General features: G+C 57.2%; 15 protein-coding genes and 1 pseudogene. 11 read left to right on the top strand and 5 right to left on the bottom strand.

Translation table 11 applies throughout. The features are described 5' to 3' along the window. Window positions 1–11: 11 nt before the first annotated feature. Together RSK20926_RS06585 and RSK20926_RS06580 are read right to left on the bottom strand one after the other, a co-directional pair. The gene (locus tag RSK20926_RS06585; protein WP_232281858.1) at window positions 12–110 is read right to left on the bottom strand and encodes an isopropylmalate isomerase; all 99 of its coding nucleotides are present in this window, start codon (window positions 108–110) and stop codon (window positions 12–14) included. 98 nt (window positions 111–208) lie between these two features. After that, on the bottom strand, window positions 209–808 hold the full coding sequence (locus RSK20926_RS06580; RefSeq protein ID WP_008205268.1) for a TetR/AcrR family transcriptional regulator: 600 nt from the start codon (window positions 806–808) through the stop codon (window positions 209–211). Window positions 809–898: 90 nt separating this feature from the next. On the opposite strand from RSK20926_RS06580, the gene RSK20926_RS06575 reads away from it, so the two are divergent. The 4 genes and pseudogenes from RSK20926_RS06575 (at window position 899) to rlmH (ending at window position 3,898) form a co-directional block, all read left to right on the top strand. Continuing rightward, window positions 899–1,306, top strand: a complete 408-nt coding sequence (locus tag RSK20926_RS06575; protein WP_008205266.1) for a hypothetical protein — start codon at window positions 899–901, stop codon at window positions 1,304–1,306. A 148-nt stretch (window positions 1,307–1,454) separates the two neighbouring features. Further along, a complete protein-coding gene (locus tag RSK20926_RS06570) occupies window positions 1,455–2,831 on the top strand; it encodes a mechanosensitive ion channel family protein (protein WP_037254210.1) in 1,377 nt (458 codons plus the stop codon). A 102-nt stretch (window positions 2,832–2,933) separates the two neighbouring features. Further along, window positions 2,934–3,365 carry a ribosome silencing factor gene (gene rsfS, locus RSK20926_RS06565; protein WP_008205263.1) on the top strand — a complete coding sequence of 144 codons (432 nt, stop codon included), beginning with the start codon at window positions 2,934–2,936 and terminating at the stop codon, window positions 3,363–3,365. A 62-nt stretch (window positions 3,366–3,427) separates the two neighbouring features. Beyond that, a pseudogene (gene rlmH, locus RSK20926_RS06560) lies at window positions 3,428–3,898 on the top strand (23S rRNA (pseudouridine(1915)-N(3))-methyltransferase RlmH). Window positions 3,899–3,970: 72 nt separating this feature from the next. Here the strand turns inward: rlmH and rpiB are convergent. Together rpiB and RSK20926_RS06550 are read right to left on the bottom strand one after the other, a co-directional pair. Then, window positions 3,971–4,420, bottom strand: coding sequence for a ribose 5-phosphate isomerase B (rpiB, locus tag RSK20926_RS06555; protein ID WP_008205261.1), 450 nt, complete (start codon window positions 4,418–4,420; stop codon window positions 3,971–3,973). A 138-nt stretch (window positions 4,421–4,558) separates the two neighbouring features. Then, window positions 4,559–4,924, bottom strand: coding sequence for a hypothetical protein (locus RSK20926_RS06550; RefSeq protein ID WP_050773045.1), 366 nt, complete (start codon window positions 4,922–4,924; stop codon window positions 4,559–4,561). Between the two features lie 156 nt (window positions 4,925–5,080). Here RSK20926_RS06550 and RSK20926_RS06545 point away from each other — a divergent pair, with 156 nt between their 5' ends. From RSK20926_RS06545 to RSK20926_RS06515, 7 genes are all read left to right on the top strand, one after another. Continuing rightward, window positions 5,081–6,526, top strand: a complete 1,446-nt coding sequence (locus tag RSK20926_RS06545; RefSeq protein ID WP_008205260.1) for an FAD-linked oxidase C-terminal domain-containing protein — start codon at window positions 5,081–5,083, stop codon at window positions 6,524–6,526. A 40-nt stretch (window positions 6,527–6,566) separates the two neighbouring features. Next, window positions 6,567–7,694: an FAD-binding protein gene (locus RSK20926_RS06540; RefSeq protein ID WP_008205258.1), complete on the top strand. Its 1,128-nt coding sequence runs from the start codon at window positions 6,567–6,569 to the stop codon at window positions 7,692–7,694. A 23-nt stretch (window positions 7,695–7,717) separates the two neighbouring features. Next, window positions 7,718–7,999 (top strand): CPCC family cysteine-rich protein, encoded by a 282-nt coding sequence (locus RSK20926_RS06535; protein WP_050773044.1) that lies wholly within the window; start codon window positions 7,718–7,720, stop codon window positions 7,997–7,999. A gap of 1 nt (window position 8,000) precedes the next feature. After that, window positions 8,001–9,323, top strand: coding sequence for a glycolate oxidase subunit GlcF (gene glcF, locus RSK20926_RS06530; protein ID WP_037254089.1), 1,323 nt, complete (start codon window positions 8,001–8,003; stop codon window positions 9,321–9,323). 143 nt (window positions 9,324–9,466) lie between these two features. Beyond that, a complete protein-coding gene (locus RSK20926_RS06525; RefSeq protein ID WP_008205254.1) occupies window positions 9,467–10,255 on the top strand; it encodes a trypsin-like serine peptidase in 789 nt (262 codons plus the stop codon). Continuing rightward, window positions 10,252–11,070 carry a trypsin-like serine peptidase gene (locus RSK20926_RS06520; RefSeq protein ID WP_008205252.1) on the top strand — a complete coding sequence of 273 codons (819 nt, stop codon included), beginning with the start codon at window positions 10,252–10,254 and terminating at the stop codon, window positions 11,068–11,070. Before RSK20926_RS06525 ends, RSK20926_RS06520 begins: the two co-directional genes overlap by 4 nt. A 132-nt stretch (window positions 11,071–11,202) precedes the next feature. Then, window positions 11,203–11,667: an Hsp20 family protein gene (locus tag RSK20926_RS06515; protein WP_008205251.1), complete on the top strand. Its 465-nt coding sequence runs from the start codon at window positions 11,203–11,205 to the stop codon at window positions 11,665–11,667. Between the two features lie 74 nt (window positions 11,668–11,741). On the opposite strand, the gene RSK20926_RS06510 is transcribed toward RSK20926_RS06515, so the two are convergent. Next, window positions 11,742–12,374: a DUF998 domain-containing protein gene (locus tag RSK20926_RS06510; RefSeq protein ID WP_157133057.1), complete on the bottom strand. Its 633-nt coding sequence runs from the start codon at window positions 12,372–12,374 to the stop codon at window positions 11,742–11,744. Window positions 12,375–12,379 lie beyond the last annotated feature (5 nt).

Below are 12,379 nucleotides of genomic sequence, written 5' to 3'. Positions count from 1 at the left end.
GGGCGGCAGCCTTATAGCCGCGCCAGGACCGTGCGGGCGGCGCCAAAGAACCGCTCGCGCAGACGGGCGCGATCTTGCAGTTCGATATTCTGGGCCAATACGAAGGTCATGGCTGTCAGATACATCCCGACGGGCTGGTAATCAAGATTCGTTCTACCCAGAAGGCATTTCCAACACTGATCAGCTCGAGCTGCTGTCATGATGCGGGCTATTTGGTGAGCAATCGCCTTAACATTCGCAAGGCGCGGGCAGATCTGTCGGCGCGGGCCTGTGGGGTGGGTTGCGGCAACCGCCCAATCACGCGACGGATTTGTTGATCCCCTATGAGCAGATCAAGATAGAGCGACACCGCTTCGATGCTGTCCTCAAACGAGAGCAGATCCTCTTCCTTGGCGCGGAGTAATACCTTTTCCAATAAGGGGAAAACAGTTTCGCGCCCCGCTTGGCCAAGTGTGGCTCCCAGCTCACCAGAACCATCTGCGGCGGCCGCTCGGTTCAAGGCGACAGCCCGGTCCCCTGTCAGGAGGTCAAGGAGTTTAGGGCCCAATGTTGCAAGGATCGAAAGCGCGTCGGTGCGGGTCCGCAATTCCTCTTCCAAGTGTTCTTTCACTTCGGCGGCATTGCGGGTGACCAGAGCTTGAAACAACCCTTTTTTGTCTCCGTACCAATTGTAGAGGGTTTCATTGGAGGCTCGCGCCTGGCGCGCGATGCTGCTCATCGAGGTGCCTTCATAGCCCTTTGCCTCTAGGACCACATAGGCCGCTGTTTCGATCTGCGCCTGGCGCTGTGATCGTTTGTCCTCACGCATTGCTAGCTCCCCTAGGCTTGACAGAATCCGTAACTCAAATTACGGATTGGTACAACCGTAACTTCAATTACGCTTTTGGTGGAGGCTGAAATGACCAAGACAAACCGACAAACAACCGCGGCCCTGGCCGTTCTCATTTTGCTTCAGGGGGTCATGCTATCAGCGCTTTACGCGGGCATTCCCCCGCACCCGCCAGAGGCAACACCTCTGTTTGGGATTGCGCCCTTTATTGGGGCCGCTACCGCGATTGCCCTGGCCGCGATCCTTGTTGACCCACTGGCAAGCAGAGAGGGGCGGTGGCTAAGCCTACTCGCTGCCGTTCTGGGTTTGGTGTCCTTTGGGCCGCAAAAGTTTCTCGATGCTCAGTTTGGACTGATCTGGCCTGCGGTGATCCTGGGGCAGCTGGCCGCCTTTGTGATTGTTGCGAACTTGGTAAAGGCCCTCCGGTCGCAAGACGCGGGGGCGGTGCAGCTCTCACCCGAGGGTGGTGCCGCCTAGAGGCTTGCCTTCTTCAAGCGCTTACTTTCTTTGCGAAGGCGCTGTTGTTAACCAAACTTTGCGCCTTTCACAGTTCTGACCCTTTTCGCTCTTTGTCATGTTTCTTGATCTAAAGGAGCGCGGACGGCAAACTGCTGAAAAAGGGGGGATGATGGAGGAAGAGCAGGACCAGCCCAAGGATGCCATTGCCGAAAGCACCGCAGAGGCATTGGAATTTGGCCAACGTGTGGTTGCGCTGCTAAGTGAGGCAGGGGAAATCCTGCTGCGGCCTTGGAATGCCTATCAGGTTGGCATTGCAGTTGGTCTTTATCTCTTGGCAGTACTCTTGTCGCGCCCGATTGGAGCGGCGTTTCACAATTGGCTCCGCCATCGCAGCGGTTGGCCGCGCTGGCGGATGCGAGTGGCTCTGGTCCTGCATAAACGTATTCGCGCCATTCTCTTTGTTTTTTTGATCTGGGCCACGGTGCTGATCATGCAAGAGCTGACTTGGCCCAGTCGCTCATGGTTGCTAGGTGTCTTTGGCAATCTTGCACTGGCATGGCTGATCGTTGCCTTTGCAACGCGACTAGTGGGCAATAGCCTCCTGCGGAGCATGGTGAAATATGGCGCCTGGACATGGATCACCCTGCGCATTCTGAATGTCACAGAAGAGGTGGAGAGCCTGCTGGACGGCTTGGCGGTGCATCTCGGCGATACCCGGATTTCGCTTTTGTTGCTGGTGCAGGCGGCCGTCATCCTTGGGGTGCTCTTTGCCCTGGCGCGCTTCATCTCCGGCACCGCGGCCAATCGGATCAAACGGAATGCGGATATTTCGCCCTCAATGCAGGTGTTGGGGGTCAAGCTGGCACAGATCCTGCTTTATGGCGCTGCCTTCTTTATGGGCCTCAAGGCACTGGGAATCGACCTGACCGGGCTTGCGGTGCTGTCAGGTGCGATCGGCGTGGGCCTGGGGTTTGGCTTGCAAAAGGTGGTCTCGAACCTCGTATCCGGTCTAATCATCCTCTTGGATAAATCGATCAAACCTGGTGATGTCATCAGCCTGGGAGAGACCTTTGGCTGGATCAATTCCTTGGGTGCGCGCTATGTCTCGGTGGTGACACGGGACGGGCGGGAGTATCTGATCCCAAACGAGGATCTGATCACAAGCCAGGTGGTGAACTGGTCCCATTCCGACAACTATGTGCGTCTGGACCTGCGCTTTGGCACCGGATATGGCGATGATCCACATCAGGTGCGCCGGATCGCCATCGAGGCCGCTCAGCAGGTACCCCGAGTGCTGAGTAGCGATGGCAAAAAGCCGGTTTGCCATGTGACGGGCTTTGGCGACAGCAGCGTCGACTATGTGTTGCGGATCTGGATTGATGATCCCTCCGGTGGGCTGACCAATATTCGCGGCGCTGTCTTCCTGGCGCTCTGGGATGCCTTCCAGGCCGCGGGTGTCTCAATTCCCTTCCCACAGCGCGAAGTGCGATTGCTGAATGATCCCATGTCAGTCAGGGTTGCGTCTGAAGAAAATGGCGGATAAAGCACGGGCTTTGCATCGTCCGGGCTGGGTTTTATTGAAAATTCATCCTCTGCTTGCTACATTCTTAATAGGCCCTGCGCCGGGGTGTGTTCGGCGCGCCATATGGAGGACTGTGTCCTGTCGAGCGAACCTCTGGCGGCTGGTGCCGCAGAAACTGAGGCAGCGGTGAGCGCTGCCAAAACCCGTCCTACCAACACGGTGCTGTTGGAGCGGATCCTTTCTTCTCTGGATGATGACAAGGCCGAAGATGTTGTGCAGATCGATCTGCGCGGCAAGACGGCCATTGCGGATTTCATGGTCATTGCCTCTGGTCGGTCCACCCGGCAGGTTGCGGCGATGTCCGAGAAACTGACTGACCGCCTGAAGCAGGAATATGGTATCCTCAGCAAGATTGAGGGCAAGGATACTGGCGATTGGGTGTTGATCGATACCGGTGATGTCATCGTGCATATCTTCCGTCCTGAAGTGCGTGAGTTCTATCAGCTCGAGAAGATGTGGCAGCCAGGTGCGGGACCCTCTCCGGAAACCGCCTGAGACGGGTAAGGCTGTGGACGGTCCTTGTTGGACCGCTCCTGCTGTGAAAAGGGCGCTGTAACATGCGTGTGCATATCTGTGCGGTTGGACGTCTGCGTTCGGGCCCTGAGAAAGATCTCATCGATGACTATCTGACCCGCTTTGATCGCACCGGCCGCGCTTTGGGCCTGGGGCCTGCACGGGTGATCGAGGTCGAGGATAAGAAAAACGCAGGCATGGGTGCGGAAGCCACGCTTCTGCGCAAGGCTCTGCCCAAAGGCGCGGTGATCTGCACCCTGGATGAGCGCGGCAAGCTGCTCAGTTCCCCCGATTTTTTCCAACGTTTGGGCGATTGGCGCGACAGCGGGCGCCAGGATCTGGGCCTTTGTGATCGGCGGGGCTGACAGAATTGACCCGGCGCTGCGGGCTGAGCGGATTTCTCCATCTTCTTTTTGGCAAGATGGTCGGCCCGCATAGCTGGTGCGGGTGATGCTGGCCGAGCAGTTCTACCGCGCCGCTACAATCTGTCAGGCAGCCCCTATCACCGGGTATAAGATTTCCGGGAAGAATTCTGTAGGGGCGCACAGCCCTGATGGCTGGCTTAGCCCCTACAGTTGTTCTTATGCTCAGTCCTCAGCGGGCTCGATCATGTCAACGCGGGTTGCATGACGCCCGCCTTCAAATTTGGCATCCAGGAAAGCGTCGACAATGTCAAAGGCCAGGCCTTTGCCCACAACGCGCGCACCGATTGAGAGCATATTGGCGTCATTGTGTTCGCGGATCATGCGGGCCGAAAACGTGTCGGAGCAGACGCCGCAGCGGATGCCTTTGACCTTGTTTGCAGCCATCATGATGCCCTGGCCGGTGCCACAGACAATGATGCCAAACTGGCATTCACCCGAGGCAACGCGCTCTGCAGCTTCTTTCCCATGCTTGGGATAATGGGTGCTTTCGGCGGTGACAGGCCCAATATCGGTGACCTCCCAGCCCTTTGCTGCGACATGCTCGGCAATGGCCTGGCGAAGTGGGATATCAGCGTGGTCGCTGGAAATGACGATGCGTTTGCTGGTGGTCATAGGGTGGGTTCCCGTTGTCCATGGAGTATCGGCGAAATCACGGGACTGATGGGGCCTCTGCCCCGGCATGTCAATCCGCCCGAACGCGGCATTTTGGGGCAATGGAGCCGAAAGGACACCGGCAAGGCGAATTTGGAGCTACTCCAATGCGACTGTAACGCGCTGAGTGCCCCAGCCATCAACAAGACAACGCGCCTCGATTTGAACCTGGCCAATTCCTTCTGGCAGGCCGCGAACCGTCAGAGAGCGGGTAAAGGGCTGTTCGTTCACATGGGGATGGGCAAGAACCCTAAGGCCCAACTCTTTGCCCGACATATCAAGCACTCGCCAGCCATCCGCATAGTGGTCCCAACCGGTGTCGGGATGAGAAAGGGTAACATCAAAGCGCCAGGCATCGCCTTGTTTCTGGGCTGTCGCGGCCTCTATTCTGGCGGGATCCGCCAGAGCGGCTGAGGCAAGTGAGAGGCAAAGGGCGGAAGTTGAAATAAGCACGCGTGTTGTCATCGTAGCAACTTAGCAACCTTGACGCGGTTCATCAGTCACGATGCTGTGTTTGAGGAGGAAAGTTCTCAATGATGGTCAATTCGGAAATGGGACTTGCCAGATCTGATATTTTGGTAATATTATTTTACCAAAATTGGAAAATCGCAGGAGAGCTCCATGGAGATGCCCGTTCCGGATCCCGCCATCCTGTCCCGCAAAGCGCATCTTTCGCGTAGGCTTGGGGCAGTGCTGCCTGCGGATGCAATAATCGCCAGCGAAGCAGAGACCCGCGCTTATGAATGCGATGCGCTGACCGCTTACAAATGCCCGCCGCTGCTGGCCGTTCTTCCGCGCACAACTGCAGAAGTTTCCGATATTCTGCGTATCTGCCATGAGGAGGGGGTGCCAGTGGTGCCACGCGGCTCTGGAACCTCATTGGCTGGCGGGGCGCTGCCAACAGCGGATTGCGTCATCCTGGGGGTGGCGCGGATGAATGAGGTTCTGGAGACGGATTATGAAAATCGCATCATCCGTGTGCAAAGTGGCCGCACTAATCTGAGTGTCTCCGGCGCCGTCGAGGAAGACGAGTTCTTCTACGCGCCGGACCCTTCATCGCAATTGGCCTGCGCTATCGCTGGCAATATCGCGATGAACTCTGGCGGGGCGCATTGTCTGAAATATGGGGTGACCACCAACAACCTGTTGGGGGTCACGATGGTGATGATGGATGGCACTATTGTTGAGATTGGTGGTGCCCATCTGGATGCGGCTGGGCTGGATCTCATGGGAGTTATCTGCGGCAGCGAGGGCCAGCTGGGTGTTGTGACCGAAGCCACGTTGCGGATCCTGCGCAAGCCCGAAGGCGCGCGCCCTGTGCTGATCGGCTTTGACAGCAATGAAGTGGCCGGCGCCTGCGTCTCTGACATAATCAAGGCGGGCGTGCTGCCGGTTGCGATTGAATTCATGGACCGGCCCTGCATCCGCGCCTGCGAGGCCTTTGCCAAGGCGGGCTATCCCGATTGCGAGGCCCTGCTGATCATCGAGGTAGAGGGCAGCGAGGCGGAAATCGCGCATCAGCTGACCCTCATCAAAGGGATCGCGCAGTCCCACAGCCCGGTAGAGCTGCGCGAAGCTGGCGACGCGGAGGAGGCCGCCCGTATCTGGCTGGGTCGCAAATCCGCCTTTGGCGCCATGGGGCAGATAAATGATTACATGTGCTTGGATGGCACGATCCCGGTCTCCTCTCTCCCCTTTGTTTTGCGCCGTATAGGAGAGCTTTCGAAAGAGTTTGGCCTGGATGTGGCCAATGTCTTTCACGCAGGCGATGGCAATATGCATCCGCTCATCCTGTTTGATGCCAATAAGCCGGGCGACTTGGAACTCTGCGAAGAGTTTGGTGCTGAGGTTCTGAAGCTCTGTGTCGATGCAGGCGGTTGCCTCACTGGAGAGCACGGGGTTGGTGTCGAGAAACGCGATCTGATGCTCTACCAGTATTCTGCTGTAGACTTGGAGGCCCAGCTGAAAGTCAAAGATGTTTTTGACCCAAAGTGGTTGTTGAACCCAGCCAAGGTTTTTCCTTTGTCAGAGACGCAAAGCCGTCGGCAAGTATTGGCTGCTGAGTAATGGGGGCTTTGACCCCAAACCCCCAAAATATTTTGGAAAGATGAAGATGCTGCGACCCGAAAATGAGGATGACTTGGCCGAAGCCATCGCATCTGCCTCTGCGCCCTTGTGTATCCAAGGCGGGGGAACCCGTGGTTTGGCAGTTCCCGGTGAGATCCTGTCAACCACAGGCCTGTCAGGGGTTGAGCTCTACGAGCCCGGAGCATTGACCCTGGTGGTGAAGGCGGGAACACCGCTGGCTGAGGTGGAAAACCTTTTGGCATCGGAAGGTCAGAGGCTGGCCTTTGAGCCAATGGATCATCGTGGTTTGCTGGGCACCAAGGGTGAGCCAACAATTGGCGGAGTGATTGCGGGCAATATCTCTGGTCCTCGCCGGATTCAGGTAGGAGCTGCGCGGGACCATTTGCTGGGGGTCCGCTTTGTTGATGGCACAGGCCAGGTGCTAAAGAATGGTGGCCGGGTGATGAAAAATGTAACCGGCTATGATCTGGTCAAACTGATGTGTGGTGCTCACGGCACCCTGGGGGTGCTCAGCGAAGTATCGCTGAAGGTTCTGCCTAAGCCAGAGTGTAGTGGCACAATGGTTCTGTACGGGCTTGGGTGGACTGCTGCGCTGAAGGTGTTTTGCGATGTTCTCAAGTCGCCCTACGACGTGACAGGGGTGGCAAGATTACCAGGGCGCGATGGCGATTACGATAGGACATTCGTTCGGGTCGAAGGGTTCGAGGACTCGGTGAAGTACAGACTCAATAAACTGTATGAGATGTTCTCAGATTTTCCAGTGGAAAAGTTGACCATGAATAGCGAAACAAATGTACGGATTTGGCAGTCTGTTCAGGATGTTGATCCCTTCCATGATAAGCCTGGAGATGTATGGCGAACGTCTGTCAAACCTACGGACATGATCCGGGTGACCGGGATGTGGGACTACAAACATGTTGTTGACTGGGGCGGCGGGCTGATTTGGAGCCTCGTATCTGAAGGTGTAGACCTGCGCGAGAAACTGACAGATGTGCCAGGGCACGCCACGCTGGTACGGGCCAGCGACGAGACACGTACGCAGCTGGGCGTGTTCCAACCTCAGCCTGCACCTCTCGCGGCGATTTCGCATGGTCTGCGCCAGAAATTTGACCCCAAGGGGATTCTGAACTTGGGGTTGATGGGATGAGTACGAAAGGCAAGCGTAGGCAAATGAGGCGCTGGCGGGCGCGTTGGGACACCCGACCCAAGCCGCATCTACCCTGCCACTGCTGTGACTGTCTGACGATCTGCGAACGCGGGCGCTTTGAGATCTGCCCGGTCTGTTTTTGGGAAGATGATCCGGACCAGACACCAGAATTTGACGAAGGTGGTGCCAACCAGCTGGGCCTTGATCAGGCGCGGCGGATTTACCAAGAGATCGGCGCCGGGAAGCCAAATATATTGTCCCATGTTCGCCCACCCCGCCCTGAAGAATTGCCGCTGGAGATGTGAAGTGCAGACAAATTTCACCAAGGAACAGCTGCAAGATCCTGGAATCGAACGGGCAAATGAGATCCTGCGCGCCTGCGTGCATTGCGGATTTTGTACAGCGACTTGCCCGACCTATCAGGTTCTGGGGGATGAGCTCGACAGCCCGCGCGGGCGGATCTATCTGATCAAGGATATGCTGGAAAATGAGCGGATCCCGGATGAGAAAACCGTCAAGCATATCGACCGTTGTCTAAGTTGCCTCGCCTGTATGAGCACATGCCCCTCTGGGGTGCACTACATGCATCTCATTGATCATGCCCGTGCCTATGTCGAAAAACACCATACGCGCCCACTCACGGACCGCGTGCTGCGCCAGCTTTTGGCCTGGATCCTGCCCTATCCCGGGCGCTTCAGGCTGGCCCTTTTGGGGGCCAAGCTGGCGCAGCCCTTTAAACGACTTGTCCCTGATGCGCGGCTCAGGGCGATGCTCGATATGGTGCCGCGCCAGATCCCTCCGATCAGCCGCAATGACGACCCGCAGAGTTTTGCCCCAGTCGCACCGCGCAAAAAACGTGTGGCTCTGATGACGGGCTGTGCGCAAAAGGCGCTGAACACCGATATCAATGATGCCACCATCCGTCTGCTCACCCGGTTTGGCTGCGAAGTGGTTGTGGCACAGGGCGCAGGCTGCTGTGGCGCGCTGACCCATCATATGGGGCGCGAAGACGAGGCCCATAGGTCTGCGGCGGCAAACATTGCCGCCTGGAACGCCGAGATCGAAGGGCAGGGGCTGGATGCAATTGTTATCAACACCTCTGGTTGCGGCACCACGGTGAAGGACTACGGGCATATGTTCCGCAATGATCCGCTCGCGCAAAAAGCGTCCCGCGTGTCCGGGTTGGCTTTGGATGTTTCAGAACTTCTGATGCAGTTGGACATTCCCAAAGGGGAGGCGCAGGAGGTGACTGTTGCCTATCATGCGGCCTGCTCCTTACAGCATGGGCAACAGGTCAAGACCCATCCGAAGACATTGCTGAAACAAGCAGGTTTTAAGGTTGTAGAACCAGCAGACAGCCATCTCTGCTGCGGCTCCGCCGGGACCTACAACTTGATGCAGCCGGAAATCTCAGGGCAATTGAAGGCTCGCAAGATCAAGACCCTGGAAGCAAAACAGCCGGATGTGATCGCTGCAGGCAATATCGGCTGCATGATGCAGATCGGCTCTGGGAGTGAAGTACCAGTTGTGCATACGGTTGAGCTCTTGGACTGGGCGACCGGGGGTCCCGTCCCACGAGCTCTGACTGAAGCCGGAACTGGCATAGAAGCGATCCCGCGCCTGCGATAGCCTGCTGCATTTTTCGCTCCTTGTTTTTGAACTACGTAATCTGCAGGCTTGCCCTAATTTTGCCGAAGCTGTTGGGTAAGCAGGCCCTAGGGTGTTCTCACGGGCGGTGCAGGGAGATTGGTTTGCGGATTTGGATTTTGGCAATGCTGGCGGTTTTGTTGCCGTTTGGCCTGCGGGCAGAAGACAGTCGCTTGCAGGCATTGGAAACCACCGATGCAGGGCGTGAATGGGAGGCCGTGGGGCGCCTGGACGTCAATGGAGAGGGCTTTTGTACTGGTTCTTTGATTGCGCCAGATCTGGTTCTGACAGCGGCCCATTGCCTTTATGATACACGCACCGGTGGACGGCTGGAGCCGCAATCGATTGAGTTTCTTGCAGGCTGGCGCAATGGTAGGGCCTCCGCCTATCGCTCTGTACGCCGGGCCATTGTGCATCCGGGCTATGTCTTTGATGGAGAGGTCTCTACCGGCCGAGTGCGCAATGATCTGGCGTTACTCCAGCTGCAACGCCCGATTCGGAATACCACAGTCATTCCTTTCCAAACCGATAGTCGCCCTCGAACCGGGGCTGACATCGGAGTGGTCTCCTATGCACATGACCGATCAGAAGCACCATCAATCCAAGAGGTCTGCGCTGTTCTAGCCAAACGAGAGGGCGTTCTTGTGATGTCCTGTGATGTGGATTTCGGATCGTCCGGCGCACCGGTCTTTTCCTTTGAAGGCGGCAAGCCACGCATCGTTTCTGTAGTCTCTGCTAAGGGAGAGGTTGCCGGGCGCAGGGTGTCGCTTGGCGCTGCTCTGGCCGAAGAGCTGAAACTGTTGCAGGCTCAGCTCAGCGGTGTTCAGGTAGGTGGACGCCTGCCTACTGGCGTGGGGCGCGTGCGTGTCGGCGACGGGCAGCGCAGCTCTGGTGCAAAGTTCATCCGCCAATGAAGCTCTCTCTGCTCGCTGTAGCGACTATTCTCGGGGTGACCTTTGGCGGGGCTGCCTATGCGGATGGGCGTGGGTTGCGCGCCCTTGTTGATCGTGAAGATCTGTTGGGTTGGGAGGCTGTTGGCCGTCTGGATCTTGCCGGGCAGGGATTTTGCAGTGGCACTCTTATTGCGCCGGATCTGGTGTTGACGGCGGCGCACTGCGTCTATGACCAGAATGGCGTTCTGCGGCAGGCGGATCAGATCCGCTTTCGGGCTGGGCTGCAGGACGAGAAAGCAATTGCAGAACGGCAAGCCATACAGCTGGCGGCGCATGAAGCCTATGAGCCCGGTATTGGGCCAGATGAAATAAACATCACCTTTGATGTCGCGCTGATCCGGCTCGAAAGCCCCATAACCAGCGCAGAAGCGGATCCCTTTATCCTGCATTCAGGTCGTGGCTATGGAGAGGAAATTTCGGTCACATCCTATGGCGAGGGACGCGAAACTGCACCATCTCGTCAGCGTCGTTGCAATATCCTGGGCGAGTACCACGAAATCATGATGATTGATTGCAATGTCACCTTCGGGTCCTCCGGAGCGCCTGTGTTTTCGCAGGTTGGTGGGCGCGGCCGGATCCTATCCCTAGTCTCAAGCGGCGGCAGGTTTCGGGGACGTCAGGTTGCATATGGAATGAAATTGCCTGAACGCGTGGCGGAATTGAAAGCCAAACTGCGGCGCAACTCCGCAGTGGCGCCGGGCAAGAGCATCAAGCGGATCAGGGTTGGATCCGGAGGCGGTGCCTCTGGCGCGAAGTTCGTTCGCCCCGGCGGCTGAGCGCCCCTTGAAAGCGGACATACTGCGCATATCTCTCTTCTATCGGGTTGCCGGTTGCGGGACCCGTAAATGAAATTGCCCGTCCCAAGTGGGAGGGCACCAGATGAAATCGCTCAGATATGAGGATGAGATATGCGTACCTTTGACTTTGCACCGTTGCATCGTGCCACCATTGGTTTTGATCAGATTGCTGACCTGATGGATCGCGCCCTGACCCAGGATGTCGCACAGCCCAGCTACCCGCCCTATAACATCGAAAAAACCGCCGCAGATGCCTATCGGATTTCGATTGCCGTCGCCGGATTCTCCGAGGAGGATCTGAATGTCGAGGTCAAGGAAAACGCCTTGGTGGTTTCCGCTCGTAAAAAGGAAGAGGCGGCAGAGCGCAGCTTCCTGCATCGCGGCATTGCAACCCGCGCCTTTGAGCGTCGCTTTACCCTTGCAGATCATGTCCGTGTCACCGGAGCGAGCCATGCAGATGGCATGCTCCACATTGAATTGCAGCGCGAAGTGCCTGAGGCGCTGAAACCGCGCCGGATTGAAATTTCTGCGGGCACGACCAAGCCTGAAATGGTAGAAGCTAAGCCGGTGAACTGAACCGGCCCGGCGTTGTTGGACGTATTAAGCCCTCCGGTGCTGCCGGAGGGCTATCTTTTTTCTGGGTTCTGACCCTAAGTTCTGTTTTCGCCCGCTGTGGTGTCCTTTGATGCGACATAGTCTCCCAGCAGAAGGAACTGGAGATAGATCCAGCCTTCAAGCAAGCGCTGGAACAGGCCCTGTGCCTCTGGCAGCAGGACTATTGCAAAGAACAAGCAAAACCCCACCCCAGCGGCAGGCAGCGCGAAACGGCGCAGCAGGGAGGTCGACCGAGTCGTCAAGCCGAGGATAAGCAGGGCGATCAAAGCCAGTGGGTAGGCCGATGCTGCTATGATCATATGGGCCATGTGAACAGTCGTGTTTGCCTGGTCGCCGCCGGGGCTTTCGCAACCGGCATCGCAGGGCAGAAAGGCGGCGAGAAACAAAAGAATTGCATAGGCTAGCAGAAGCAGCAGCGCAAAACGCCTTGTTCTGCTAGCTCCAAGACGCCTGTTCAGAATGACCAGGAAAGCCAGGAACCAGATCTCTGTCGGGACGAAAACGGCGTAGTTCGTCCAAGCCGCATATGGAGCCCCAGTGGACCCGAGAGCACTCATGAATTGGCTGATATGCGAATAGTCCGGGGTCAGTGTGCCGGCGATACCAACACCAATCGCCAGCCACATCCCGCTAATGAATGGTAGGAGAATGTGGGCACGCAAACCCATGCCAC

The sequence above is a fragment of the Roseobacter sp. SK209-2-6 genome (genome assembly GCF_000169455.1).
GTDB lineage: Bacteria > Pseudomonadota > Alphaproteobacteria > Rhodobacterales > Rhodobacteraceae > Pseudophaeobacter.
The sequence above is the reverse complement of the archived record's forward strand: the minus strand, read 5'-3'. Positions and strand labels throughout refer to the sequence as shown.